Consider the following 26,581-nt stretch of genomic DNA (forward strand, 5'->3'; position numbering starts at 1 on the left):
TCCCGTCAGCCCTGGGCCTGGAGGAACAGGCCGAACAGCTCGGACTGCGACTTGATGCCGAGCTTGCCGTACATGTGCTTGCGGTGGACCTTCACGGTTTCCGCCGAGATCGCCAGCTTGCGGGCGATCTCCTTGCTCGAGCAGCCGCTGAGCATCAGCCTGCCGACCTCCAGTTCGCGCGCCGTCAGCGGCGTGCCCATCTGCTCCGCGACCTTCTCCAGCGAACCCTGCCAGCCCGGCTCCGGCGCCGCGGGGCTGTTCAACACTTCGTCCTCGAAGGCCAGGCGCTGGCGCATCAGCCCGGCCACCCAGGGCCGCACCAGACCGAGCACGGCGAGTTGCTCGGGGGTGAAGCGGCGCCGCGAGCCGAGCGACAGGCAGAGGGTGCGTTCGCCGGAGAGCTGGACGTTGATCTGGATTTCATCGGCCACCACGTTGAGGCGGAAGTAACGCTGGTAGTAATCGGTCTGCTCGAAGCATTCCGGTGCCACGTCGGCCAGACGGAACAGGCCGCTGCACGGGTTCTCGCGGCTGGCGATGTAGAACGGGTCGAGCAGGTAGAGGCCTCGCAGGTAGTCCTGGAACAGCGGATCCGGCCCGCCGTCGGCGCCCGGGCATTCGGCGAACACCTGTGGCCGGCCCTGGCTGAACAGCAGGGCCACCCAGCTGTCGAACGGAACGTACTGTTCGAGCAGGCGTACCAGGCGAATCCAGAAGTCCGGCGCATCCAGCGCCTCGACCAGTTGCCCGACGGAGCGGTGCCAGGCGATGTCCTGCAAGGTGAAACTCATCTTCTACCCCTGTTGGGTTAACCCTCGGACGTAATTATCGGCGCGGGGAACGCCAAGCATACTGTGCCGACCCCTGCATACGAACAGCGCGCGTGCCGAACAGCGCCGAGAACAACAAGGAATTCCGATGAAAGTCGAACTCGTCCAGATCGCCGGTCGCGATGGCGACACCGCGCACAACCTGGAACGCGCCCTGGCGGCCATCGCCGACTGTGCGGCGGACACCGAACTGGTGGTGTTCCCGGAAACCCACCTGACCGGCTTCCCCAGCGAAGGCAACATCGCCGCCCTCGCCGAGCCGCTCGACGGCCCGACGGTCAGCGCGGTGCAGCGCGTCGCCCGTGAACGTAACGTTTCGGTGGCGATCGGCATCGCCGAGGCGGACGCCGGCCGCTATTACAACACCACCCTGCTGATCGCTCCCGACGGCATCGCCCTGAAATACCGCAAGACCCACCTGTGGGCCTCCGACCGCGGCATCTTCACGCCTGGCGACCGCTACGCCACCGCCCTGTGGAACGGCATCCGGGTCGGCCTGCTGGTGTGCTTCGACATCGAGTTCCCGGAAAGCGCGCGGGCCCTCGGCCAACTGGGTGCGGAACTGATCATCGTGACCAATGGCAACATGGACCCCTATGGCCCGACCCATCGCACCGCGATCATGGCCCGCGCCATGGAAAACCAGGCCTACGCGGTGATGGTCAACCGCGTCGGGCATGGCGACGGCGGGCTGGTCTTCGCCGGCGGCAGCGCGGTGGTCGATCCCTATGGCCAGTTGCTCTGCGAGGCCGGGCGCGAAGAATGCCGGCAGATCGTCGAACTGGACCTCGGCCGGTTGCAGGATGCGCGTCGGGACTACCGTTACCTCGAAGAGCGTCGCCTGGTCCTGCCCGGCGAGCGCCGCGAGCACCCGGACGGCCTGCGCGAGCTGCTGATTCCCTGATTCACCACGGCGCGACAGGAGCGTCGCGTCGTCCTCCGCCCGCCAGCGAGCGGGCGAGGATCGGCCCGGAAAGCCGTAGCACAACGATGGGCGCCTGAGCGTCCGCCGGTCTCCCGGGTGAGGGGAGGCCCCTGCGTCCCGCGGCCTGGCCGGCTGCGGGCCACTGCCATAACAAACGATAATTCCGGAGTAAGCAGTAATGGCCAGACTCAAGCGCACCCTGTCGCTGGGTTCCGTGGTGCTGTTCGGCATCGCCTACATGACCCCCATCATCGTCCTCGGGACTTTCGGCATCCTCGCCGAGACCACCCAGGGACACGTCCCCGCCGCCTACATCGCCGCTTCCCTGGCGATGCTCTTCACCGCCCTCAGCTACGGGCGCATGGCCGCGGCCTTCCCGGTGGCCGGCTCGGCCTATACCTACGTGCGCAAGGCCATCGATTCCCGGCTTGGCTTCATCGCCGGCTGGGCGGTGCTGCTCGACTACCTGTTCCTGCCGATGGCGATCTGGCTGATCGGCGCCGCCTACCTGCACTCGGCCTTTCCCGCGGTACCCAACGCGGTCTGGGTGCTGGCGTTCATCGGCGTGACCACGACGATCAACGTCGTCGGCCTGCGCCTGGCGAAGAACGTCAATGGCCTGCTGATGCTGGTGCAGTTCCTGGTCCTCGGCGCCTTCGTCGCGCTCTGCGTGCACTACGTGCTGGGCGACCCGGGCAAGCCGTTATGGTCGCTGCAACCGTTGCTCGGTGGCGACCTGCAGGTACCGCTGGTGATGAGCGGTGCGGCGATCGCCTGCTACTCGTTCCTCGGTTTCGACGCGGTCAGCACCCTGACCGAGGAAACCCGCGACCCGCGGCGCAACATCCCGCGGGCGATCCTGCTGATCACCCTGCTGGGCGGGTTGATCTTCATCGTCACCTCGTACTTCGTGCAACTGGCGCACCCGTCGTTCGCCTTCGACAGCGCGGACTCGGCGGCCTACGAGATCGCCCGCAACATCGGTGGCGACCTGTTCGTGACCTTCTTCCTGGTCGGCCTGATCGTCGGCCAGTTCACCTCCGGCCTCTCGGCCCAGGCCAGCGCCTCGCGCCTGCTCTTCGCCATGGGCCGCGACGGCGTCCTTCCGCGGCCGTTCTTCGGGCGTCTCGGCAAGCGCTTCGAGACGCCGGTGAACAGCATCGTCCTGTGCGGTGTGGTGGCCTTGCTGGCGCTACAGATGGACGTGACCACCTCCACGTCGTTCATCAACTTCGGCGCCTTCCTCGCCTTCAGCCTGGTCAACCTGTCGGTGGTCTTCCACTACTACCTTGGCGCCGAGCGCCGCGGTCCACGGGAAACCCTGTTGTTCCTGGTATTCCCTGGCATCGGCCTGGTCGCCGACCTGTGGCTGATGGCCAGCCTCGACCATCTGGCGATCATCCTCGGCCTCTGCTGGCTGGCGCTGGGCGCGGTGTACCTGGCGGCGATCACCCACGGTTTCCGCGAGCCGCCGCCGGAGATGCGTTTCGAGGAGGGCTGAGAAAGAATCGACGCCCGTTTCGCGGCGGCAAGGCGCAGGCTCCTGGCCTAGAGTGGCTATCCATCGCCTCCCTGATTCCGGAGCCGGCCATGTCCGACGCAGCGTTGTTCCTTCCCCTTCCCGATGACGACACCCTGTATGCCGCGCTGTTGGCGCGCGACCCCGCCTACGATGGCTTCGCCTTCGTCGGGGTGAAGAGCACCGGGGTGTTCTGCCGCCTGACCTGCCCGGCGCGCAAGCCGAAGCGCGAGAACACCCTGTTCTTCGATTCGATCAAGGGCTGCGTCGAGGCCGGCTTCCGGCCCTGCCTGCGTTGCCGGCCGCTGGAACGGCTCGGCACGCAGGGGCCGCTGGTCAGCGACCTGCTCCAGCGCCTCGGTCGGCAACCGCAGCGGCGCTGGTTCGAAGACGACCTGGCGGCGCTGGGCTATGACCCGTCCACCGTGCGCCGTGCTTTCAAGCGCGAGTTCGGCGTGACCTTTCTGGAAATGGCTCGCCTGCGCCGTCTTGGCCAGGTCGCCGAGCGGCTGTCCTCGGGCGCGCGGGTGATCGACGCGCAACTGGATGCCAGCTTCGACTCCGACAGCGGCTTCCGTAGCGCCTTCGCGCGGCTGCTGGGCGAGACGCCGTCGCAGTTGCGCGGGCGCGAGCTGCTCAAGGCGGACTGGCTGCAGACCCCGCTCGGCGCCATGCTCGCGGTGGCCGATGCGCAGGCCCTGCACCTGCTGGAATTCTTCGACCGCCCGGCGTTGAGCGGGGAGCTGAAACGCCTGCAGAAGAGCAGCGGATCGAGCATCGGTTTCGGCCGTTTCGCCTCCATCGACAGGATCGAGGCGGAACTCGCCGACTACTTCGGCGGTACTCCAGTGCGCTTCCAGACCCCCTTGGCGCTGAACGCCTCGGCCTTCACCCGCACGGTCTGGCAGGCGCTGCGCGAGGTACCGTGCGGCAGCACGCAGAGCTACGCCGGGCTGGCCAGGTCCATCGGCTCGCCGTCGTCGGTGCGCGCCGTGGCCCGCGCCAACGGAGCCAACCAGATCGCCATCGTGATTCCCTGCCACCGCGTCATCGGTTCGGACGGTTCCCTGACCGGTTATGGCGGTGGCCTGTGGCGCAAGCGCTGGTTGCTGGAGCACGAGCGGCGCATGGACGGTGCCGGCTAGCCGGGATCGCCGCCCAGTAGCCGGGCGGGGGCGCGCAACACCGGTTCCCGCTCGACCGCTGCGGGCCGCTGCAAGTCCTCGGCGTCGGCGCGCTCGGCGGTCGACAGGTCGCTGGCGTGGAACCCGGTGATCCGCAACAGGGCCAGGGTACAGGCCAGCGAGACCAGCGCGTAGCAGGCCGAGGCCAGGGCCACGCCGACGATGCTGCCGGTACTGTTGAGAATCCACTGGGCCAGTACCGGCGTACCGCCGCCGACCAGCAGCGAGCAGAGCTGGTAGGCCAGCGACAGGCCGGTGTAGCGCACCCGCGCCGGGAAGGCTCGGGCGAGGATACCGCCCACCGCGCCGTAGAACATCGCGTGCGGCACCGTGGCCAGGCACATGCCGACCGCGGCGATCCAGTAGACCTTGGTTTCCACGGCGAAGAACATCGCCGGCATCAGGATGAACTCCGGCAGCACCATCAGGCATGCCGCCTTGCGCATGTCGATGCGCGAAGTGAGCAGCGCCCCCAGCGGCTGGCTGAGGAACTGCACCACCAGCGCGACCACGATGATGCTGAGGAAGGTGCCCTGGCTGTAGCCGAGGGTCTTGGTCGCCCAGGAGAGGGCGAAGGTGCTCTTGAAGTAGGTGACGTGGATGATCGGCAGCACGCCGGCGCCGAGCAGGACGATCTTCCAGTGCTTGCCCAGCACCTCGGCGAGCGGCAGCTTCACCGTGCGCTTCTGCGCCAGCACGCGCTTCATGTCTTCCGACTCCTCCAGCTTCAGGCGGATCACCATGCCGACGATGACCAGCACTGCGGAGAGCAGGAACGGCGCGCGCCAGCCCCAGAGAATGAAGTCCGAGGCGGGCAGGGCGCTGAGGGCGAAGAACGCCAGGGTCGCCAGCAGGTTGCCGGTGGGCGAGCCCTGCTGGGCGAAGGCGGCGTACAGGATGCCCTTGCCCTTGGGCGCGCTTTCGCTGGCGATCAGGATCGCGCCGCCCCACTCGCCGCCGACCGCGATGCCCTGGACGATACGCAGCGCCACCAGGGAGATCGGCGCCCAGATGCCGATCTGCGTATAGACCGGCAACAGGCCGATGCAGGTCGTGGCGATGCCCATCATGATCAGGGTGATCACCAGGGTGGTCTTGCGGCCGATGCGGTCGCCGAGATGGCCGAAGATGATCCCGCCCAGCGGGCGAGCGATGAAGCCCGACCAGAGGGTGACGAAGGACAGCAGGGTGGCCAGGCCCGGATCCATGTCGGCGGGGAAGAATACCTTGCCGAACACCAGGGCGGCGGCCAGGCCGTAGATGTAGAAGTCGTACCACTCGATGGTGGTGCCGATGAAGGAGGCGATACCGGCCCTGCGGGCCTTCTTGTGCAGGTCGGCGTCTTCGGGAGAGGGCGTGCGCGGCATAGGTCGAGTCCTGTTTATTGTTGTTCTCGCCGACACGCCGCTCCCTACCGCCCTTCGCTGAAAGGCGGGGCGGAAACGCTGGTTTCCGTGGATGGAGAGCGTGCGTCGGTGTTGACCCGGGTGCCTCGGAGTCTAGGTGGCACCCCCGCAAATCAATAGTCTTTTAATCTTATGGCTCGATAAGGGATTCCATATCGACGTTTTCCGTCAGCCCTCGCTCAGGCGTCGTCCAGGCCGCTCTTCAGCGTCGCCAGGAACGCCTGCGCCGCCCGGGAAGGTTCGCTGGCCGGAAGGATCGCGTGGATCTCCGAACGCGCGCCGGCCGGCTCGATCTCCAGGTAGCGCACCTCGTTCCGCCAGGCCAGGCAGAGGGTCTCCGGGATCAGCGCGACGCCCATGCCGAGACCGACCATGGCGGCGACGGTCTGCCACAGGCGCGCCTCGTGGCGGATGCGCGGGCTGAAGCCGGCGTCCACGCAGCGGGCGATGATCAGGTCGTGGTAGTGCGGGGAGACATGGCGCGGGAAGAGGATGAAGTCTTCGTCGCGCAGTTCGGCGAGGTCCAGACGCGCCTGGCCTGCCAGGCGGTGCCCGGCGGGCAGGCAGCAGAGGAACGGGTCGCTGATCAAGGGTTCGGAGACGATTTCCGCCGGCAGCCTGCCCCAGTGCACGAAGCCCAGGTCGATCTGCCCGCGCTGCAACGCCTGGGCCTGCTCCGCGCTGTTCATTTCGCCGAGCACCACCTCCATGTTCGGGTGCTCCCGTTCGAAGCGGGACATGGCCCTGGGCAGGCCGCGGTAGAGCATGGAGTTGACGAAGCCGACGCGCAGCTGGCCGACGTCGCCCTCGGCGGATAGCTGGGTCAGGCGTTTCACCTTCTCTGCCTGCAGCAGCAGGTTGCGCGCTTCCACCAGCAGGACCTGGCCGGCGCCGGTGAGCTTCACCGACTTGTTGTTGCGCAGCAGCAATTGGGTTCCGAGCTGTTCCTCCAGCTTCTTGATGTCGAAGCTCAGCGCCGGCTGGGAGATGAACAGGCGAGCCGCGGCGCGACCGAAATGCAGTTCCTCGGCGACCGCGATGAAGTAGCGAAGCTGTCTGAGATCCATGGCAGGCACCTGGTTCTACGATCTGTTTTTCTTATCGTCGATGATTTTTTTTGTATTGGATGCTTATCGAACCACTCGCCTAGTCTCGGCGCAAGACAAGCAGGAGCCGCGCCATGACCGCCATGCCCGAAGTACTTCGCGAAGATACGCTGAACATCCCCGACAGCCGTGGGCTGAATCTCTACACCTGCGATCCGGCCCTGGAGCGGCTGCTGGAGGTATACCTGCCGCCGGCGTTGCTCGCCGAATGGCGGCCGCTCCTCGAACGGCTCGGCGCCCGTGCCGGCGGCGAGCTGGACGTGCTGGCGCTGGCGGCGGACAAGAACCCGCCGGTGCTGGCGCCGCGCACCCGCCGCGGCGAGGATTTGCAGAGCATTCGCAAGCATCCGGACTACGTCGCCCTCGAACGGGTGGCCTATGCCGAACTCGGCCTGGCTTCCATGAGCCATCGCCCGGACGGCCCGCCGCCGCTGGTGAAGTATGCGCTCACCCACCTGTTCGTACAGGCCGAGTTCGGCCTTTGCTGCCCGGTCAGCATGACCGACTCGCTGACCCGCACCCTGCGCAGGTTCGGCGCGCCGGAACTGGTCGAGCGCTATCTGCCGTCCCTCGCCTCGCGGGATTTCGACGAGCTGTTCCAGGGCGCCATGTTCATGACCGAGCAGGCCGCCGGCTCCGACGTGGCGCGGACCCGTACCGTGGCGCGGGAGCAGGGCGGCGAGTGGAAGCTCTACGGCGACAAGTGGTTCTGCTCCAACCCGGACGCCGACCTGGCGATGGTCCTGGCCCGGCCCGAAGGCGCGCCGGAAGGAATGAAGGGCGTGACCCTGTTCCTGTTGCCGAAGGTCCGCGAGGACGGCACGCGCAACGCCTATCGCATCGTCCGCCTGAAGGACAAGCTGGGCAGCCGCTCCATGGCCAGCGGCGAAGTCCGCCTGGAAGGCGCCAGCGCCTACCTGATCGGCGAGATCGGCCGCGGCTTCCAGCAGATGGCCGACATGGTCAACATGTCGCGCCTGTCCAACGGCGTGCGCGCCGCCGGGCTGATGCGCCGGGCGCTGAGCGAGGCGCTGTTCGTCGCCCGCCATCGGCACGCCTTCGGCAAGCACCTGATCGACATGCCGCTGATGCAGAAGCAGTTGCTGAAGATGATGCTGCCCACCGAACAGGCGCGTTCGATGTTCATGCAGATCGCCACGCTGCTGCCGCGCGCCGATGGCGGCGAGGTCGAGGCGCAGAAATGCGTGCGGATCCTCACTCCGCTGATCAAGTTCCGCGCCTGCCGCGATGCGCGACGGGTCACCGGCGACGCCATGGAGGTGCGCGGCGGGGTCGGCTACATCGAGGAGTGGAGCGACCCGCGCCTGGTGCGCGACGCCCACCTGGGGTCGATCTGGGAGGGTACCAGCAACATCGTGGCGCTGGACGTCGCCCGTGCGGCGAGCCGCGAACAGGCGCTCGAACCCTTGCAGCGCCACCTGCGCCGGCTGCTGGATGACAGCGACCTGCCAGGGGACGCCCGCGACCTCTTCGACGAACTGCTGGTGCGAGTGGTCGCGACCATGGCCGACGTCGCCGAGCGCCGCCAGGATGAGCAGGTGCGCCAGGCCGGCAGCGCCCTCTATCACCTGTGCACGGCGATCTTCATGGCCTGGGAGGCCAGCCGCCAGGCACCCGACCAGCGCCGCCTGGCCCTGGCCTTCCTGGTCGCCCGGCACAAGCTGCTGCCGCGCGACCCGCTGCGCCTGGAGGGCTGGACCGACCAGGCCGAACTGCTGGCCAGGGTGGTCGGCGAGGTGCCGCTGAGCCAGGCCGAAGCCATGCAATTGCTGCCGGCCTGACTGCCCGCATTCCCGCTCACAACAACCAGAGAGTCGCCATGACCAATCAGGCGGGCGCCCTGCGTGGCCTGAAAATCATCGATCTCAGCCGGGTCCTCGGCGGACCCTACTGCTCCCAGGCGCTGGCCGACCACGGCGCCGAGGTGATCAAGCTGGAACCCCTCGGCGGCGACGAGACCCGTGGCTGGGGGCCACCCTTCGAGGGCGACACGGCGTCCTACTTCAAGGGCGTGAACCGCAACAAGAAGGGCATCGCCGTCGACCTGGCGACGGCGGAGGGCATCGAGCTGCTGCTGCGCTTGCTGGAGGACGCTGACGTACTGCTGGAGAACTTCAAGCCCGGCACCCTGGCGCGCTGGGGGATCGGCTACGAGGAGGTGCTTCGCCAGCGCTTCCCGCGGCTGGTCCACTGCGCGGTATCGGGCTTCGGCGCCGACGGCCCGCTCGGCGGCCTGCCCGGCTACGACGCGGCGATCCAGGCGATGGCCGGACTGATGAGCGTGAACGGCGAGGCCGGCGGCGACGCGTTGCGCATCGGCCTGCCGATCGTCGACATGGTCACCGGGCTGAACGCCATGGCCGGCATCCTCCTCGCCCTCCACGAGCGCCAGGTCAGCGGGCGCGGGCAGTCGGTGGACATCGCCCTGTACGACTGCGGTATTTCCCTGCTGCACCCGCACCTGCCGAACTACTTCGCTTCCGGACGTACGCCCCGGCGTAGCGGCAACGCCCATCCGAACATCGCGCCCTACGACAGCTACCGCACCGGTACCGAGCCGATCTTCCTCGCCGTCGGCAACGACCGCCAGTTCGCCCGCCTGTGCGAGTACCTGGGAGCCGATGAACTGCCGGGGGACCCGCGCTTCGCCGACAACGGCAAGCGCTCGGTCAACCGCGAGGCGCTGAAGCGCGCCCTGGAGGATTACCTGGCGGCCCACGACGGTCGCGAGCTGGCCGAGCGGCTGATCCGTCTCGGCGTGCCCTGCGGAGCCATCGCCACGGTGGATCGGGTGGTGGAACACCCGCACACCCGCCATCGCGGGATGGTCGTCGAACTCGAGGGCTATCGCGGCATCGCCTCTCCGGTGAAGCTTTCGCGCACCCCGGCCAGCTACCGCGCCGCGCCGCCGGTGCTGGGCGGAGACACTCGGGAAGTCCTGGCGGAACTGGGATTGAGCGCCGAGGCGATCGACGCGCTGGTCCGGCGCGGCATCGTCCGCGCCTGAAACCCCGCACGGCACGGCCTGCGCCGTGCAACTCAATCCCCGGGCAATTGGAGATGGCCATGGATTCCTCCCCTGGGGCGGTGAGCCCCGAACTCGTGCTGCTGGAGCGGCCGGAGCAGGGCGTGGCCCTGTTGCGACTGAACCGCCCGGCAGTGCTCAACGCCCTGAACATGCGCCTGCGCGAGGCTCTGGCGGAGCACGTACGGCGCCTCGACGAGTGCGCCGATACCCGGGTCATCGTCCTCACCGGAAATGGCACGGCGTTCGCCGCCGGCGCCGATCTCAACGAACTGGCGGAGGCGTCCGCGCTGGAGATCCAGCAGCGCGGGGTGGAGCGCCATTGGCAGGCCCTCGCCGCCTGCCGCAAGCCGCTGATCGCCGCCGTGGAGGGCTATGCCCTGGGCGGAGGCTGCGAGTTGGCGATGCACTGCGACCTGATCGTCGCCGGTGCCTCGGCGCGCTTCGCCCAGCCGGAAATCCGTGTCGGCGTGATGCCCGGCGCCGGCGGCACCCAGCGCCTGGTGCGAGCGGTGGGCAAGTTCCAGGCGCTGCGCATGCTGTTTACCGGTTGCACGGTACGGGCGCCGGAGGCCCTGGCCATAGGGTTGGTCAGCGAGGTGGCGGCGGATGGCCAGGCATTGGATCGCGCCCTCGAACTGGCTCGCCAGATCGCCGGCCTGCCGCCGCTGGCGCTGGCGCAGATCAAGGAAGTGGTCCTGGCCGGCGCCGACCTGCCGCTGGACCAGGCCCTGGCGCTGGAGCGCAAGGCCTTCCAGTTGCTGTTCGACAGCCACGACCAGAAGGAGGGCATGCGTGCCTTCCTGGAAAAACGCACAGCGGAGTACCTGGGAAAATGAGCGAGCCACCGATCGTTCTCATCGGTATCGTCGGTACCGGTGCCATGGGCCAGGGCATCGCCCAGCTCGCTGCCTGTGCCGGGCTGTCGGTGCTGCTCTACGACAGCCGCCAGGGTGCGGCGCTGCAAGCACGCGAGCAGATCGCCACGGTCCTTGCCCGGCAGGTGGAGCGGGGCCGGCTGGAGGCGGAGGCTGCCGCGCGCGCGATGGGCAATCTGCGGGTGGTCGAGGACTTGCGGGTCCTACGCGGCTGCCAGTTGGTGATCGAGGCGATCGTCGAGAACCTGGAGGCCAAGCAGGCGTTGTTCCGCCAATTGGAAGAGGTGGTCGGCGACGAAGCGATCCTCGCCAGCAATACCTCCTCGCTGTCGGTTACCGCGATCGCCTCGGCCTGTCGCGATCCCGGCCGGGTCGCCGGTCTGCACTTCTTCAATCCGGTGCCGCTGATGCGTCTGGTGGAGGTGATCGACGGTCTCGCCACCCGCACCGGCATCGCCGAGCGACTGTGCGCCCTGGTGGCGACCTTCGGCCACCAGTCGGTGCGTGCCACGGACAGCCCCGGCTTCATCGTCAACCATGCCGGACGGGCCTTCGGCACCGAGGCGCTGCGTATCCTCGGCGAGGGCGTGGCGCCGGTGGCGGCGATCGACGAAGTCCTGCGCGAGGGCGCCGGCTTCCGCATGGGCCCGTTCGAGTTGTTCGACCTGGTCGGGTTGGACGTCAGCCTGCCGGTGATGGAGTCGATCTACCGGCAGTACTACGAAGAGCCGCGTTATCGTCCGCATCCCTTGCTGCGCGAGATGCTCGCCGCCGGCCGCCTGGGGCGCAAGAGCGGCCAGGGCTTCTACCGCTACGACGGCGCTGGGCAGGTGCCCGCCGCCGCCCCGGCGGTTGCGCCAGGCGCGGCGTTGCCGCCGGTGTGGCTGGGCGTCGACGACGAACATGACCGCGCGCCATTGCTGACGTTGCTACAACGTCTGGGCGCCGAGGTGGAGAGCGGCGAGCGTCCTTCCGGGGCGGCGTTGTGCCTGCTTGCGCCACTGGGCGCCGACGTCAGCGCCGCAGCGCGGCGGTTCGCCGTCGATCCGACGCGCAGCCTGGCCATCGACGTGCTGTCGGACCTGGAGCGACACCGCTGCCTGATGGCCTGCCCGGCGACCCGAGCGGAGCTGCAGCAGGCCGCTCGCACCCTGTTCGCACGGGACGGCGTGGGCGTCACGCTGATTCGCGACAGCGCCGGGTTCATCGTCCAGCGCACCCTCGCCTCGATCGTCAATCTCGCCTGTGACATCGCCCAGCAGGGTATCGCTTCGGTGGAGCACATCGACCTGGCGGTGCGCCTCGGTCTCGGCTATCCGCTGGGGCCGCTGGAGTGGGGCGACCGAATGGGTGCCGGGCGCGTGCTGCGCATCCTCGAACGCCTGCATGCGCTCAGCGGCGACCCGCGCTATCGCCCCAGCCCCTGGCTGCGCCGGCGCGCCCAACTGGGCCTTTCCCTGCGCCAGCCGGACAGCCCGTTGGCCTCCTGATCCCTTCGCGGAGAAACACACCATGCTCAATGCCTATATCTACGCCGGCCTGCGTACGCCTTTCGGCCGGCATGCCGGTGCACTCTCGACGGTGCGTCCGGACGACCTGGCCGGCCTGCTGCTGGCGCGTCTCGCGGAAACCTCCGGGTTCGCCGTCGACGACCTGGAGGATGTGATCCTCGGTTGCACCAACCAGGCCGGCGAAGACAGCCGCAACCTGGCGCGCAACGCGCTGCTCGCAGCCGGCCTGCCGGCGCGGCTGCCCGGGCAGACGGTCAACCGCTTGTGTGCCAGCGGACTGTCGGCGGTGATCGACGCGGCGCGCGCGATCAGTTGCGGCGAGGGCCGGCTGTACCTGGCCGGCGGCGCCGAAAGCATGTCCCGGGCGCCGTTCGTCATGGCCAAGGCGGAGAGCGCCTTCAGCCGCACGCTGGAGGTCTTCGACAGCACCATCGGCGCGCGCTTCGCCAACCCCAGGCTGGTCGAGCGCTATGGCAACGACAGCATGCCGGAGACCGGCGACAACGTGGCCCGCGCCTTCGGCATCGCCCGCGAGGACGCCGACCGTTTCGCCGCTTCTTCCCAGGCGCGCTACCAGGCTGCGCTGGAGGAGGGCTTTTTCCTCGGCGAGATCCTTCCGGTGGAGGTGCGTGCCGGACGCAAGGGCGAGACGCGGCTGGTGGAGCGCGACGAGCATCCGCGGCCGCAGGCCGACCTGGCGGCCCTGGCGCGCTTGCCGGCGTTGTTCGCCGGCGGGGTAGTGACCGCCGGCAATGCCTCGGGGATCAACGACGGGGCGGCGGTAGTGCTGCTGGGCGATCGCGCGATCGGCGAGCGCGAGGGCATCCGGCCGCTGGCGCGGATCCTCGCCAGCGCCAGCGTCGGCGTCGAGCCCCGGTTGATGGGCATCGGCCCGCAGCAGGCGATCCTCCGCGCGCTGCAACGCGCCGGCATCGACCTGGACGAGGTCGGCCTGATCGAGATCAACGAAGCCTTCGCGCCGCAAGTCCTGGCCTGCCTGAAGTTGCTCGGCCTGGACTACGAGGACCCGCGGGTCAATCCCCATGGCGGCGCCATCGCCCTCGGCCATCCGCTCGGCGCCTCCGGTGCGCGCCTGGTGCTCACCGCCGCCCGCGGGCTGCAACGCATCGAGCGGCGCTACGCGGTGGTCAGCCTGTGCGTCGGGCTCGGCCAGGGCGTGGCGATGGTGATCGAGCGCTGCCGATGAGACACCGTTCCCCCTAGAAAAAGAGGCGCCCAGGCGCCCGTCCGGAGTGCGTATGAACAACAACAAGAAATGCGCGTTTTTCCTGCTGCCGATCCTTGCCGGCGATAGCGTTCCCGCCCTGGCCGAGGGCTTCCTCGAAGACTCGCGGGCCAGCCTGGCCTTGCGCAACTTCTACATGAACCGCGACTTCCGCGATGGCGTGGGGCGTGCGAAAAGCGAGGAGTGGGCCCAGGGCTTTCTCTTCGACTACCGCTCGGGCTATACCGAGGGCACCCTCGGCGTGGGTCTCGACCTGCTGGGCAAGCTCGGCGTCCGGCTCGATTCCGGCGCGGGGCGTAGCGGCACCGGCCTGCTTCCGCTTCGCGACGATGGCAGCGCGGCGGGCGACTACGCGCGGCTGGACGCGACCGCCAAGCTGCGCCTGTCGCGCAGCGAGCTGAAGGTCGGCGGCCTGGTGCCGAAGCTACCGACCATCCAGCCCAACTACGGGCGGCTATTCCCCCAGGTGTTCCAGGGCGCGCTGCTGACTTCCGGCGAACTGAGCGGACTGAGCCTGAACCTGGGACGGCTGACCGAGGTCAGCCAGCGCAACGAGGCGGGCACCAGCGACCTGGCGCTGTTCAACCGCAACCGGCGTTTCGCCGGCGCGGCGCAGGCGGACCGTTTCGACCTGGCTGGCCTGGACTACCGTATCACCCCGGACTGGACCGGCAGCTACCACTATGGCGAACTGGAGCAGGTCTACGCCCAGCATTTCCTCGGTCTCAAGGGGCGCATCGGCGTCGCCGCGGATAGCCTGGAGAGCGACTTGCGCCTGGCGCTCAGCCGGGATACCGGCGGCGCTCGCGGCGGGCGCATCGACAACCGTTCCTTCAGCGGGTCGCTCACCTACCGCCTGCGCAACGGCCAGGCCTTCGGCCTGGGCTACCAGCGGATGAGTGGCGACCACGGCTTCCCCTACCTGGAGGGGACCGATCCGTACCTGGTCAATTTCGGCCAGTACAACGACTTCGCCGAGGCTGGCGAGTCCTCCTGGCAACTGCGCTACGACTGCGACTTCGCGCCGCTCGGGGTGCCCGGCCTGAGCCTGATGACGCGCTATTTCAGCGGCCATGGCGCGAAACCGAAGGGCGCCGACGGCAGTCGCGAGTGGGAACGCGACAGCGACCTGCGCTACGTGTTGCAGGGCGGTCCGCTGAAGGGACTGGGGCTGGTCTGGCGCAACGCTACCTACCGTTCGGCCTTCAGCCGCGACATCGACGAGAACCGCCTGTACCTGACCTATGAGCTGCCGCTGTTCTGAGCCGCTCAGCCCTTGGCGGCGCTGACCCCTTCGAGGGTGGCGAAGGAGGTGTCCTTGGCGGTGAGCAGGAAGTCGCGCATGAATGGCGCATCGAACATGTCCGTGCGGATGGCGGCGAAGAGCGTGCAGTACAGGCCCTTTTCACCGAGGCGCCGGGCCGTCACGTAGCCGCGCGAGCTGTACTCGTGCAGGGCCCAGTTCGGCAGGCAGCAGACGCCGCGACCGGAGGCCACCAGCTGCATCATCATCACGGTCAGCTCGGCTATGCGCACCTGCGCCGGCTCCACATCGGCGGGGTCGAGGAAGCGGGTGAAGACGTCGAGACGATCGCGTTCCACCGGATAGGTGATCAGGGTTTCCCGCTCCAGGTCCTCCGGGACGACGTACGGTCGACCAGCCAGGGCATGCTGGTTGGCCACCGCCAGCAGCGCTTCGTAGGTGAACAGTGGCACGTAGGTGATGCCGGGCAACTCGACCGGGTCGGCGGTCACCACCAGGTCGAGGTCGCCGCGGGCCAGGGCCGGCAGCGGCGCGAAGGAGAAGCCCGAGGCCAGGTCCAGTTCGACTTCCGGCCAGGCGTCGCGGAACTGGTCGATGGTCGGCATCAGCCACTGGAAGCAACTGTGGCATTCGATGGCCATGTGCAGGCGTCCGGCGGTACCGCCGGCGAGCCGCGCCAGGTCGCGCTCGGCGGTGCGCAGTTGGGGCAGCAGCGAGTCGGCCAGTTGCAGCAGGCGCAGCCCGGCGCTGGTGAAGCGTACCGGCTTGGTCTTGCGCACGAACAACTGCATGCCCAGGCGCTCTTCCAGTTCCTTGAACTGGTGCGACAGCGCCGACTGGGTAAGGTGCAGGCGCTCGGCGGCTTCCACCAGGCTGTCGGCTTCGCGCAGCGCGTGCAGGGTCTTGAGGTGGCGAAGTTCGAGCATGGCGGCCTCTGTATGAGCAAAACTTGATAGCGGTGCGGATTCGTTGAGTTTGTCTCATACGCCAGGGGCTGTCGACAAGCGATGGCCTCGATCCCGCAGAGCGCGCGATCGTGGAGCGACGGGGAGAATAGCCCGGCACACGGGACGGCGGCCCGGAGCAGCGGCGCAACGCCGCAGAGCCACAACGCCACGACCGCCTGGCGGCATTCATCAAACTGTCACGCTACTGTGGCAGCGCGCTGGACGAAATTTAATCAGAATCGCGCTCCACTGGGGTTTTGCGTTCTGGGTTTTCTTCATGCGTGCTTTCATCTTCCTGGCCGCCTTGTTGTGCAGCCTCTCCTCCTTTGCGGCGGCGCGTTGCGACGCACGCGTACCTACCGAGACGGTCGAACTGGGCGACGTGCGCCTGGCCTACCAGAGCATCGGCCGCGACAGCGATCCGGCCCTGCTGCTGGTGATGGGCCTGGGTGGGCAACTGATCCACTGGCCGGACGAGGTGGTCAGCGCCCTGTGCGAGCAAGGCTTCCGGGTGATCCGCTACGACAACCGCGACGTCGGCCTGTCGGCCTGGAACGTGCCGGTGCCCAGCTCGCGGCTGACCTACGAAGTGGTGCGTTATCGCCTCGGCCTGCCGGTCAGCGCGCCCTATACCCTCACCGACATGGCCGGCGATGCCCTGCATCTGCTCGATGCGCTGGATATCCCCCAGGCCCATGTGCTCGGCGCCAGCATGGGCGGGATGATCGCCCAGCACATCGCCGACATGGCGCCGCAGCGCCTGCTCAGCCTGACCCTGGTGATGACCAGCTCCGGCGCCGAAGGCCTGCCGGCACCCAGCGAGTCGCTGCTGCGCCTGCTGGCGCGGCGCGAGGCGGCCAGCCGCGAGCAGGCGGTCGAGCAGCAGGCCGACCTGCTGGCGGCGCTGGGCAGCCCGGAAGTGCGCGACGATCGCCAGCAACTTCTGTTGCAGGCCGCACGTTCCTACGACCGCGCGTTCAACCCGGAAGGCGTGCAGCGGCAATTGCTGGCGATCCTCGCCGAACCCAGCCGGGTGCCGCTGCTGAACCGTCTGCAGGTGCCGACCCTGGTGATCCATGGCACCGCCGATCCGCTGCTGCCGGTGATGCACGGCGTGCACGTGGCGGCGCATATCCGTGGCTCGGAGCTGAAGCTGATCCCCGGTCTCGCCCATCGCTTCCAGGAAGCCTTCAAGGAGCCGTTGCTGGCGGCGGTGGTGCCTTACCTGAAGGCCCATCGGCAGGCCAGCGTCGTCCAGCTCTGAAGCCGCGCTCGCGGTCTCAGGCGTGCAGGCGTACCCAGAGGCCCACCAGCACGCTTGCCGCCACCAGCCAGGCCAGCGCCGCCAGGGCCAGCGAGGTCTCCAGGCGGAAGCGCTCGACCAGCAGGTAGAGCGCGGCGAGATAGACGAAGTAGGGGATGATCGACCACATGCCGAAGACGATGGTGGTCTTCAGGTCGTCCAGCGAACGGCCCTTGCCGACGATGTAGTGGGCAATCAGGGCGAAGGTGGGAAACAGCGGCACCAGGCCGGCGATGTAGTAGTTGCGGGTCTTCGACAGGACGGCGAGGAGCACGACCACGGCGGCGCCGATCAGCGCCTTGAACATCAGGTCCACGGGATTCTCGACTGCGGCGGCGCCACCGGCTTGGTGGCGTCGCGCATTATGCCCGGATCGTCCCGTACCCTTCCATAACGAACGAGGCCCGCAAAAGCGGGCCTCGACGTTTCTGGCTGGCGATCAGGCCGCATGCACCCGCGGGCGATGCGGATGCTCGCTCTGCAGGTACTGGCCGAGGCGCACCTGCTGGCTCGGCGAGAGGAACAGGCCGAGCTTGCTGCGGCGCCAGAGGATGTCCTCGGCGTCCTGGGCCCACTCGTGCTTGCACAGGTAGTCCACTTCGCGGGCATACAGGCCGCCGCCCAGGTGCTCGCCGAGATCGGCTTCGCCATTGACCCCGTCCAGCAGGCGCCACACCCGGGTGCCGTAGGTGCGCGCCCAGCGCAGCGCCAGTTCGCGGTCGAGCCAGGCGTAGCGGTTGGCCAGTTGCTCGGTGAGCGCCTCGACGCTCTGCATCTGCTCGCCGCCCGGCAGCGGTGCCTTGGCGGTCCAGGCCGGGCCGAGATTGGCGAAGAACGGCTGGAGCTGCGCCAGCGCCGATTCGGCCAGCTTGCGGTAGGTGGTCAGCTTGCCGCCGAACACCGAGAGCAGCGGCGGCTCGCCGTTGCCGGCGGAGAGCGACAGGGTGTAGTCGCGGGTGATCGCCGAAGGCTCGTCGGACTCGTCGTCGCACAGCGGACGCACGCCGGCGAAGCTGTGCAGGATGTCGGCGGCCGCGAGTTGCTGCTTGAAGTGGGCGTTCACCACTTGCAGCAGGTAGGCGGTTTCCTCTTCGCTGATCGCCACCTTGGCCGGGTCGCCCTGGTACTCGCGATCGGTGGTGCCGATCATGGTGAAACGGTCCAGATAGGGGATGGCGAAGACGATGCGGCGGTCTTCGTTCTGCAGGATGTAGGCGTGCTCGCCTTCGTACAGCTTCGGCACGATGATGTGGCTGCCCTGGATCAGGCGGATACCGTAGGGCGACTTCTGTTTCAGGTCGTCCTGGATGAAGCGCGCCACCCAGGGGCCGGCGGCGTTCACCAGGGCGCGGGCGCGGATCGAATACAGGCTGCCGTCGCTGCGCTCCAGGTGCAGGTGCCAGAGTCCCTTGCTGCGACGGGCGCTGACGCAGCGGGTGCGGGTATGGACGTGGGCGCCGTGCTCGCGGGCGGAGATTGCGTTGAGCACCACCAGGCGCGCATCGTCCACCGCGCAGTCGGAGTACTCGAAGCCACGGCGGATCTCGGCCTTCAGCGGGCTGCTGCCGGTGAAGCGCAGGCCGCGCGAGGCGGGCAGCTTCTCGCGCTTGCCGAGGTGATCGTAGAGGAACAGGCCGGCGCGGATCATCCAGGCCGGGCGCAGGTGCGGACGGTGCGGCAGGACGAAGCGCAGCGGCTTGACGATGTGCGGCGCCTTGGCCAGCAGGACCTCGCGCTCGGCCAGGGCTTCGCGGACCAGGCGGAATTCGTAGTGTTCGAGGTAGCGCAGGCCGCCGTGGATCAGCTTGCTGCTGGCCGAGGAGGTGTGCTGGGCCAGGTCGTGCTGTTCGCAAAGGAACACGGACAGGCCGCGCCCGGCTGCGTCGGCGGCGATCCCTACACCGTTGATGCCACCGCCGACCACGGCGACATCGTAGACTTCGGCGAGTGGAGCGGAGGGGGTGTGCGCTTGACTCATGTGAAAGGCCCTGAAGTCGAAAGTGAACGTAGTTTTGTTCGAATTCGAAAATAGCTTAGTCGATTGCGCAGTTATTGACCAGCCCGATTCACCAGGCTTTTTCAATTTCGAAGGGTTGCCCGGGCGCTACCGGTTTGCCCGTCCGCGCGGGAACAGCCCCTCTTCCGCATGCGGGAAAGCGGCCGCCGAGGGTCGTGGCGTATGGAGAGGGGTCGGCAGGTGGTTTTTCTGAAACGAACATTCACGGCGCCGAACGGCGCCGTGGCAGGGGAAATGCCTCAGACCAGGTCCAGGTGAACCTTGTGCTGTGCCATCAGGCGGGCGATGGCGGCGGGCGGCGGGCTGTCGCTGATGACCCGGTTGACCAGCGAGATCGGGCCCAGGCGGACCACCGCGTTGCGCCCGAACTTGCTCGAGTCGGCGGCCAGGAACACTTGCCGCGCGTTGTCGATGATCGCCTGGGATACGCGCACCTCCTGGTAGTCGAAGTCGAGCAGGCTGCCATCCTCGTCGATGCCGCTGATGCCGACCAGGGCGAAGTCGACGCGGAACTGCTGGATGAAGTCCACCGCGGCCTGGCCGACGATGCCGCCGTCGCTGCGTACGGTGCCGCCGGCGACCAGCACTTCGAAGTCTTCCTTGGCGCTGAGGGTGGCGGCCACGTGCAGGTTGTTGGTGATGATCTTCAGGTTACGGTGGTTGAGCAGGGCGCGGGCGATGGCCTCGGTGGTGGTGCCGATGTTGATGAACAGCGAGGCGTTGTCCGGCACCAGGCTGGCCACGGCTTCGGCGATGCGCTGCTTCTCGTCGCGCATCTGGTCGGCGCGCATGGTGTAGGCGGTGTTCTCGATGCTCGAATCGTAGGCCGCACCGCCGTGGTAGCGGCGCAGCAGTCCCTGTTCGGCGAGCTGGTTGATGTCGCGGCGGATGGTCTGCGGGGTGACCGCGAACATCTGCGCCATCTCCTCGATGCTCAGGTAACCGCGCTCGCGGACCTCCTCGATGATGCTTTGCTGTCGGGGGGGCAGGTTCATGGGTTGTTCTCGTGCTGCCGGGCCGGGACCCTGGAAAGTCGCCAAGAATGCCGCACGCGGGGGGCCGTTGTCAGCCGTGCATGAGTCGTAGAGGGCGCCGCGGCGGCACCCGGCCGCCGCGCGCAAACGTTACCCAGGGCATGCCAGAGCGGCGCCGGGGAACACGCCATTCGCCGCATCGCGGCGGACGAATGGCGCCAGCTCGTCACAGTTCGCCGTCGTCCCAGCCGCGAGTGCGCTCCACTGCTTTCTTCCAGCCGGCATAGAGCTTTTCGCGCCGGGGCTCGTCGCACTCCGGCTCGAACACCCGCTCGATCACCGCCTTGCTCTTCAGCTCGTCGAGGCTGCTCCAGAAGCCGCAGGCCAGGCCGGCCAGGTAGGCGGCGCCGAGGGCGGTGGTCTCGCGCATCACCGGACGTTCCACGCGGGTGCCGAGGATGTCGGCCTGGAACTGCATGAGGAAGTTGTTGGCCACCGCCCCGCCGTCGACGCGCAGAGCGCGCAGGCGTTCGCCGGCATCGCGCTGCATGGCGTCGAGCACGTCGCGGGTCTGGTAGGCGATGGATTCCAGGGTGGCGCGGATCAGGTGGTCGGCCTTGACTCCACGGGTCAGGCCGAACACTGCGCCGCGCGCATAGGGGTCCCAATAGGGCGCGCCGAGTCCGGTGAAGGCCGGTACCAGGTAGACGCCGTTGCTGTCCTTGACCTTGGTGGCGAAGTATTCGGAATCGAAGGAGTCGTTGATCACCTTCAGTTCGTCGCGCAACCACTGCACCGTGGAGCCGCCGTTGAACACCGCGCCCTCCAGGGCGTAGCCGACCTCGCCGCGCGGACCGCAGGCGATGGTGGTGAGCAGGCCATGGGTGGACTTCACCGCCTTGTCGCCGGTGTGCATCAGCAGGAAGCAGCCGGTGCCGTAGGTGTTCTTCGCCTGGCCCGGTTCCACGCACATCTGGCCGAACAGGGCGGCCTGCTGGTCGCCGGCGATCCCGGCGATCGGCAGCTCGCCGCCGCCGACCCCGCCGATCCGGGCGTTGCCGTAGACCTCCGAAGAGTTGCGCACCTCGGGCAGCATCGAGCGGGGAATGTCGAGCACCTCGAGCATCCGTGCGTCCCAGTCGAGGCTGTGGATGTTGAACAGCATGGTCCGCGAGGCATTGGTGTAGTCGGTGACGTGGACCTTGCCTTCGGTGAGCTTCCAGATCAGCCAGGTGTCGATGGTGCCGAACAACAGGTCGCCGTTGCGCGCGCGTTCGCGGGCGCCTTCGACGTTGTCGAGGATCCACTTCAGCTTGGTCCCGGAAAAGTACGGGTCGGTGACCAGACCGGTGGTTTCGCGGATGTAGTCTTCCAGCCCGTCGCGCTTGAGCTGCGCGCAGATCGCCGCGCTGCGCCGGCACTGCCAGACGATGGCGTTGTGGATCGGCCGACCGCTGTGACGGTCCCAGACCACCGTGGTCTCGCGCTGGTTGGTGATGCCGATGGCGGCCACCTGGTCGTGCTCGATGCTGGCTTGGGCGAGGGCCTCGACCAGGGTCGAACTCTGCGTGGCCCAGATTTCCATCGGATCGTGTTCGACCCAGCCGGCCTGCGGATAGAACTGGGCGAACTCGCGCTGGGCCTGGCTGACCACGTTGGCATCGCGGTCGAAGACGATGGCGCGGGAGCTGGTGGTGCCCTGGTCCAGGGCGACGACGTATTTCTTGTTGTGCTTGTCGGTCATGGCTGTGGCCTTGTGGCTATGGCAGGAAAGAGCGGGCGGTCAGGAAGCGCGAACCTTCTCCGGCTCGGCTTCGGCGGGCGCCGCGGCGCTCGGCAGATGGCGCGCGATCAGTACACGATAGCCGCCGGCGCCGAGGCAGGCACCGAGGATCGGGGCGAAGATCGGCACCAGGAAGTAGGGAATCTCGCGGCCGCCGGTGAAGGCGATGGGCCCCCAGCCGGCCAGGTAGGTCATCAGCTTGGGGCCGAAGTCGCGCGCCGGGTTCATCGCGAAACCGGTCAGCGGGCCCATGGCGCTGCCGATCACGGCGATCAGCAGGCCGATCAGCAGCGGCGCCAACGGACCGCGCGGCAGGCCGTTGCCGTCGTCGGTAAGAGCCATGATCACCGCCATGAGGATGGCGGTGATCACCACTTCGACGAGGAACGCCTGGCCGACCGACAGCGCCGGGTGCGGATAGGTGGAGAACACCGAGGCCAGGGCCAGGCTGTCCTGGCTGCCGCGGACGATGTTCTGCGCCTGTTCGAACTCGATGAACAGGCTGCTGTAGAGAGTGTAGACCAGCGCTGCGGCGCAGAACGCACCGGCCACCTGGGCGGTGATGTAGTACGGCAGCTTGCGCCCCTCGAAGCCGGCGAACAGCCATAGCGCGATGCTCACCGCCGGGTTCAGGTGGGCGCCGGAGACGCCGGCGCTGAGGTAGATCGCCATGCTCACGCCGACCCCCCAGATGATGCTGATTTCCCACAGGCCGAAGCTGGCGCCGGCGACCTTCAGGGCCGCGACGCAACCAGTGCCGAAGAAGATGAGGAGGGCGGTGCCGAGGAATTCGGCCAGGCATTGGCCGAACAGGGACGGGGTCGGGGCGGCGGTGGTCATGGGGCCTCTCTTGTCTGTTCTTGTAATTATGGCGGGCAGCCGTGAAAATTGTTCAGTTTCGAAAAAATATATTCACAAAGGAATGCTGTCAAAGCGCGAAGATGAACGTTTGTCCGAAAAACGACCCTCCGGTTTCGTTTTCGCGGCCAATCGAATATCGCTACCGAGGCACGCGGGCCGCGGCATCGGCGCCCGTGCAGCAGGGGCGGCGATGGCTTAAGGTAGGCGCCGGTTTTCAGCCAACGTTCTTCTCCGGGAGTGACCATGACCCCTGCCATCGACCTGCTGAAAAAGGCCCGCGCCGAGCACAAGGTGCTCAGCTACAGCCACGACCCCAAGGCACCTTCCTATGGCCTGGAGGCCGCGGAAAAGCTCGGCTTGGACCCGCAGCGGGTGTTCAAGACGCTGCTCGCCGCCACGGAGAAGGGCGAGTTGCTGGTGGCGGTGGTGCCGGTGATCGGCAGTCTCGACCTGAAGGCCCTGGCCCATGCGGCGGGGGCGAAGAAGGCCGACATGGCCGATCCGCAGGCGGCGCAGCGGGCCACCGGCTACCTGGTGGGCGGGATCAGCCCGCTGGGGCAGAAGAAGCGCCTGCGTACCTTCATCGATGAAAGCGCGCGGCAGTACCCGAGCATCCATGTCAGCGCAGGACGGCGCGGGCTGGAAGTGGAGCTGGCGGCCGAGGTGCTGGCCCAGCTGACCCAGGGTTCGTTCGCCGCCATCGGCCGCGAATGAACCGCTAATCCCGCCGGCCTAGCGGTCGGCATTCGTCTTACTTTTCAATCTGTCAGGTTTTCCATGTCCCACTATCTCCTCGCCATCGACCAGGGCACCACCAGCTCCCGCGCCATCGTGTTCAGTGCCCAGGGCTTGCCGGTGGCGAGCTGCCAGCAGGAATTCAAGCAGTACTTCCCGAAGGACGGCTGGGTGGAGCACGACGGCGAGGAAATCTGGCTGACCACCCTCCAGGTCTGTCGCGACGCGCTCGCCCGCAAGGGCTTGCGCGCGGCCGACATCGCCGCCATCGGCATCACCAACCAGCGCGAGACCACGCTGGTCTGGGACGCCGCCAGCGGCGACCTGATCCACCCGGCCATCGTCTGGCAGGATCGTCGTACCGCCGACTACTGTGCCGAACTCAAGGCCGCCGGCCACGAGGCGAACGTCAGCGCGCGCACCGGGCTGCTGATCGATCCGTATTTCTCCGCCACCAAGCTGCGCTGGATCCTCGACAACGTGCCCGGCGCCCGCCAGCGCGCCGAACGCGGCGAGCTGCGCTTCGGCACCGTCGACTGCTTCCTGCTCTGGCGCCTGACCGGCGGCCGCTCCCATCGCACCGACGCGACCAACGCTTCGCGCACCCTGCTGTTCAACATCCACAGCCAGGACTGGGACGAGGAATTGCTGGCGCTGTTCGAGATCCCGCGCAGCCTGCTGCCGGAGGTACTCGACTGCGCGGCGGAGTTCGGCGTCAGCGAGCCGTCGCTGCTTGGCGCGGCGATCCCGGTGCTGGGCATGGCCGGCGACCAGCAGGCCGCGCTGATCGGCCAGGCCTGCTTCCAGCCGGGCATGGTGAAGAGCACCTACGGCACCGGCTGCTTCATGATCCAGAACACTGGCGAGCAGCCGGTGACCTCGAAGAACCGCCTGCTCACCACGGTTGGCTACCGTCTGGACGGCAAGGTCAGCTACGCGGTGGAGGGCAGCATCTTCGTCGCCGGCGCCGCGGTGCAATGGCTGCGCGACGGCATCAAGCTGATCGACCACGCCCACGAGAGCGAAGCCCTGGCGATCCAGGCCGGCGACTCCAACGGCGTCTACCTGGTGCCGGCCTTTACCGGCCTCGGCGCGCCCTACTGGGACCCGAAGGCGCGCGGCGCGATCTTCGGCCTGACCCGCGACACCGGAATCAAGGAGATCGTCACCGCCGGTCTGCAATCGGTCTGCTACCAGACCCGCGACCTGCTCGAAGCGATGCGCCAGGACGGCACGCCGCCCAGCGCGCTGCGGGTGGACGGCGGGATGGTGGTGAACAACTGGGTGATGCAGTTCCTCACCGACATCCTTGGTGTCACCGTGGAGCGCCCGGAAGTCACCGAGACCACCGCCCTCGGCGTGGCCTACATGGCCGGGCTGAAGGCCGGCTTCTATCGCGATCTGGACGACATCGCCAGCCACTGGCACCTGCAGCGCCGCTTCGCCGCGCACATGGCCGAGGAGCGCCGCGGCGAACTCTACGCCGGCTGGCAGAACGCGGTGCGACGGGTGCGCAGCGAGGCCTGAGCGGCGTTTCGCGGAAAAAGGCGGCGTTTTTGCCGGCGGCTTCACAACGCCGGCAGGTCGCCGCAAACGCCCGCTCGGGCAATGGGTCGAAGGCAGGGCGAAGTCCCACTGTTACGATCGGAAAAGATCGCACTGTATCGCCCATCCCGGAGCCTGCGGCGGCATGCTGTGGCGATCGTTCCCAGGAGGTCTGCCATGCAGTTCGAGTTCCACCAGGTCGACGCGTTTTCTTCCCGCCCGTTCAGTGGCAATCCCGCCGTGGTCTATCGCCTCGACGCCTGGCTGGCGGACGAGCTGATGCAGATGATCGCGACCGAGCACAACCTCTCCGAGACCGCCTTCGTCGTTCGCGAAGGAGAGGCCTGGCGGATCCGCTGGTTCACCCCGAGCGTCGAGGTGGCGCTCTGCGGCCACGCCACACTGGCTGCGGCCCACGTACTGTTCGAGGTCTACGACGAGCCGGGCGAGCGCCTGGAATTCATCTCGCGCTCCGGTGCGCTGCGGGTCAACCGCGAGGACGAGCGGCTGGTCCTGGATTTCCCCGCGCAGTATCCGAGCGAGGTCGGTAGCACCGTCGAGCTGGAGCAGGCCCTGGGCCTGCCGCCGGTGGATGTGCTGGGCTCCACCGACAAGCTGCTGGTGCTGCTCGAGTCCGAAGAGGCGGTGCGCGCCTGTCGCCCCGACTTCGCGGCCCTGGCGCGGCTGCCCTGGCGTGGAGTGATCGTCACCGCGCGGGGTCTGCAGAAGGATTTCGTCTCGCGCTTCTTCGCCCCGGCGATGGGCGTCGACGAAGACCCGGTCACCGGCTCCGCGCATTGCAGCCTGATTCCCTACTGGGCCCAGCGCTTGAACAAACTGTCGCTGACCGCCCAGCAGTGCTCGGCGCGCGGCGGCGAGCTGTGGTGCCGGTTGGAGGGCGAGCGGGTGAGTATCGCCGGGCATGCGGTGCTGGTGGCGAGCGGAAGGATTCGATTGGGCTGAGGGCGCTTCAGGAGGGGGGATGACCTCGTGCATGCCAGACTTCCACATACCGAAGCCCTGATCCGTAGAGTGAATAACCGCTTGCGGTTATCCGCCCTACGGATCGGGTTCCTGGCATGCACGAAGTGAGGCTTGCCCTCCAAGTGGTGGGGCGGCAAACCCGCCCCGTCAGGAGGGCACCCCAGCCGAGAAGCGGCTGGGGCCGGATGCCGGGGCGAGTCTTTTGGTTCCTTTTGGACGCTTGCAAAAGGAACTCGCCTGGGAAGGCGAAACAAGAGGTCAAGGCAGGCACAGAAAACAGCTTGACCACCAAACATGACGCCCGCTCAAGCGCTAAGCAACGGCGTCCCCCATCACTGCCGTGTAGCTAAGAAATCGCGAGCGATATAGTCCCGTAGGGCGAATACCGCCACAGGCGGTATCCGCCGATGCCCTGGAAAGCCGGCGGATAACCGCAAGCGGTCATTCGCCCTACGGATCGGGCTCCTGGCACGCCCTCCGAGTGGCAGGGCGAGTCTTTTGGACGCTTGCAGAAGGA

The 26,581-nt window shown here is 67.8% G+C and carries 22 protein-coding genes; 13 read left to right on the top strand and 9 right to left on the bottom strand.

From position 1 onward, the window contains the following. Window positions 1-5 precede the first annotated feature (5 nt). On the bottom strand, window positions 6-791 hold the full coding sequence (locus HMPREF2914_RS09065; protein WP_003092207.1) for a helix-turn-helix transcriptional regulator: 786 nt from the start codon (window positions 789-791) through the stop codon (window positions 6-8). 127 nt (window positions 792-918) lie between these two features. On the opposite strand from HMPREF2914_RS09065, the gene HMPREF2914_RS09070 reads away from it, so the two are divergent. From HMPREF2914_RS09070 to HMPREF2914_RS09080, 3 genes are all read left to right on the top strand, one after another. Further along, window positions 919-1,734, top strand: a complete 816-nt coding sequence (locus HMPREF2914_RS09070) for a carbon-nitrogen hydrolase family protein (RefSeq protein ID WP_023092579.1) — start codon at window positions 919-921, stop codon at window positions 1,732-1,734. Window positions 1,735-1,933: 199 nt separating this feature from the next. Beyond that, on the top strand, window positions 1,934-3,256 hold the full coding sequence (locus tag HMPREF2914_RS09075) for an APC family permease (RefSeq protein WP_023092580.1): 1,323 nt from the start codon (window positions 1,934-1,936) through the stop codon (window positions 3,254-3,256). An 89-nt stretch (window positions 3,257-3,345) separates the two neighbouring features. Further along, window positions 3,346-4,419: a bifunctional transcriptional activator/DNA repair enzyme AdaA gene (locus HMPREF2914_RS09080; protein WP_023092581.1), complete on the top strand. Its 1,074-nt coding sequence runs from the start codon at window positions 3,346-3,348 to the stop codon at window positions 4,417-4,419. On the opposite strand, the gene HMPREF2914_RS09085 is transcribed toward HMPREF2914_RS09080, so the two are convergent. Beyond that, entirely contained in the window at window positions 4,416-5,825 is a 1,410-nt protein-coding gene (locus tag HMPREF2914_RS09085) for an MFS transporter (RefSeq protein WP_003098472.1), read from the bottom strand. The two genes, HMPREF2914_RS09080 and HMPREF2914_RS09085, sit on opposite strands and share 4 nt — an antisense overlap. A 218-nt stretch (window positions 5,826-6,043) precedes the next feature. Next, complete coding sequence (locus HMPREF2914_RS09090) at window positions 6,044-6,931, bottom strand: LysR family transcriptional regulator (RefSeq protein ID WP_003092195.1); 888 nt, start codon at window positions 6,929-6,931, stop codon at window positions 6,044-6,046. A 113-nt stretch (window positions 6,932-7,044) separates the two neighbouring features. Here HMPREF2914_RS09090 and HMPREF2914_RS09095 point away from each other — a divergent pair, with 113 nt between their 5' ends. The 6 genes from HMPREF2914_RS09095 to HMPREF2914_RS09120 are packed head-to-tail and all read left to right on the top strand — an operon-like array spanning window position 7,045 to window position 14,915. After that, window positions 7,045-8,772, top strand: a complete 1,728-nt coding sequence (locus tag HMPREF2914_RS09095; protein ID WP_023092582.1) for an acyl-CoA dehydrogenase family protein — start codon at window positions 7,045-7,047, stop codon at window positions 8,770-8,772. A 38-nt stretch (window positions 8,773-8,810) separates the two neighbouring features. Then, window positions 8,811-9,998, top strand: a complete 1,188-nt coding sequence (locus HMPREF2914_RS09100) for a CaiB/BaiF CoA transferase family protein (RefSeq protein WP_023980097.1) — start codon at window positions 8,811-8,813, stop codon at window positions 9,996-9,998. Window positions 9,999-10,057: 59 nt separating this feature from the next. After that, complete coding sequence (locus HMPREF2914_RS09105; protein WP_023092584.1) at window positions 10,058-10,855, top strand: enoyl-CoA hydratase; 798 nt, start codon at window positions 10,058-10,060, stop codon at window positions 10,853-10,855. After that, entirely contained in the window at window positions 10,852-12,384 is a 1,533-nt protein-coding gene (locus HMPREF2914_RS09110) for a 3-hydroxyacyl-CoA dehydrogenase (RefSeq protein WP_023092585.1), read from the top strand. The genes HMPREF2914_RS09105 and HMPREF2914_RS09110 overlap by 4 nt, the downstream gene beginning before the upstream one ends. Window positions 12,385-12,406: 22 nt before the next feature. Further along, window positions 12,407-13,612, top strand: coding sequence for a 3-oxoadipyl-CoA thiolase (locus HMPREF2914_RS09115; RefSeq protein ID WP_023092586.1), 1,206 nt, complete (start codon window positions 12,407-12,409; stop codon window positions 13,610-13,612). Window positions 13,613-13,664: 52 nt separating this feature from the next. After that, window positions 13,665-14,915: an OprD family porin gene (locus HMPREF2914_RS09120; RefSeq protein WP_023092587.1), complete on the top strand. Its 1,251-nt coding sequence runs from the start codon at window positions 13,665-13,667 to the stop codon at window positions 14,913-14,915. A 5-nt stretch (window positions 14,916-14,920) separates the two neighbouring features. On the opposite strand, the gene metR is transcribed toward HMPREF2914_RS09120, so the two are convergent. Further along, window positions 14,921-15,841 carry a transcriptional regulator MetR gene (metR, locus tag HMPREF2914_RS09125; RefSeq protein WP_003092181.1) on the bottom strand — a complete coding sequence of 307 codons (921 nt, stop codon included), beginning with the start codon at window positions 15,839-15,841 and terminating at the stop codon, window positions 14,921-14,923. A 298-nt stretch (window positions 15,842-16,139) separates the two neighbouring features. Here metR and HMPREF2914_RS09130 point away from each other — a divergent pair, with 298 nt between their 5' ends. Beyond that, on the top strand, window positions 16,140-17,126 hold the full coding sequence (locus HMPREF2914_RS09130) for an alpha/beta fold hydrolase (protein WP_003098462.1): 987 nt from the start codon (window positions 16,140-16,142) through the stop codon (window positions 17,124-17,126). A 16-nt stretch (window positions 17,127-17,142) separates the two neighbouring features. Here HMPREF2914_RS09130 and HMPREF2914_RS09135 read toward each other — a convergent pair whose 3' ends face one another. From HMPREF2914_RS09135 to glpF, 5 genes are all read right to left on the bottom strand, one after another. Beyond that, window positions 17,143-17,472, bottom strand: a complete 330-nt coding sequence (locus HMPREF2914_RS09135) for a GlpM family protein (RefSeq protein WP_003119370.1) — start codon at window positions 17,470-17,472, stop codon at window positions 17,143-17,145. A gap of 132 nt (window positions 17,473-17,604) precedes the next feature. Further along, window positions 17,605-19,143: a glycerol-3-phosphate dehydrogenase gene (gene glpD, locus HMPREF2914_RS09140; protein WP_003109717.1), complete on the bottom strand. Its 1,539-nt coding sequence runs from the start codon at window positions 19,141-19,143 to the stop codon at window positions 17,605-17,607. A 278-nt stretch (window positions 19,144-19,421) separates the two neighbouring features. Further along, window positions 19,422-20,177 (bottom strand): DeoR/GlpR family transcriptional regulator, encoded by a 756-nt coding sequence (locus HMPREF2914_RS09145; RefSeq protein WP_003092173.1) that lies wholly within the window; start codon window positions 20,175-20,177, stop codon window positions 19,422-19,424. Window positions 20,178-20,382: 205 nt separating this feature from the next. Beyond that, a complete protein-coding gene (glpK, locus tag HMPREF2914_RS09150) occupies window positions 20,383-21,900 on the bottom strand; it encodes a glycerol kinase GlpK (RefSeq protein ID WP_003092168.1) in 1,518 nt (505 codons plus the stop codon). Between the two features lie 39 nt (window positions 21,901-21,939). Continuing rightward, window positions 21,940-22,779, bottom strand: coding sequence for a glycerol uptake facilitator protein GlpF (glpF, locus tag HMPREF2914_RS09155; RefSeq protein WP_023092589.1), 840 nt, complete (start codon window positions 22,777-22,779; stop codon window positions 21,940-21,942). A 264-nt stretch (window positions 22,780-23,043) separates the two neighbouring features. On the opposite strand from glpF, the gene ybaK reads away from it, so the two are divergent. The 3 genes from ybaK to HMPREF2914_RS09170 all read left to right on the top strand — a co-directional run bounded on the left by ybaK (window position 23,044) and on the right by HMPREF2914_RS09170 (window position 26,043). Continuing rightward, window positions 23,044-23,514 carry a Cys-tRNA(Pro) deacylase gene (ybaK, locus tag HMPREF2914_RS09160; RefSeq protein ID WP_003092163.1) on the top strand — a complete coding sequence of 157 codons (471 nt, stop codon included), beginning with the start codon at window positions 23,044-23,046 and terminating at the stop codon, window positions 23,512-23,514. Window positions 23,515-23,577: 63 nt separating this feature from the next. Further along, on the top strand, window positions 23,578-25,062 hold the full coding sequence (gene glpK, locus HMPREF2914_RS09165; RefSeq protein WP_003092161.1) for a glycerol kinase GlpK: 1,485 nt from the start codon (window positions 23,578-23,580) through the stop codon (window positions 25,060-25,062). 195 nt (window positions 25,063-25,257) lie between these two features. Next, complete coding sequence (locus tag HMPREF2914_RS09170) at window positions 25,258-26,043, top strand: PhzF family phenazine biosynthesis protein (RefSeq protein WP_023092590.1); 786 nt, start codon at window positions 25,258-25,260, stop codon at window positions 26,041-26,043. Window positions 26,044-26,581: the final 538 nt, after the last annotated feature.

Source organism: Pseudomonas sp. HMSC067G02 (assembly GCF_001813485.1).
GTDB lineage: Bacteria > Pseudomonadota > Gammaproteobacteria > Pseudomonadales > Pseudomonadaceae > Pseudomonas > Pseudomonas aeruginosa.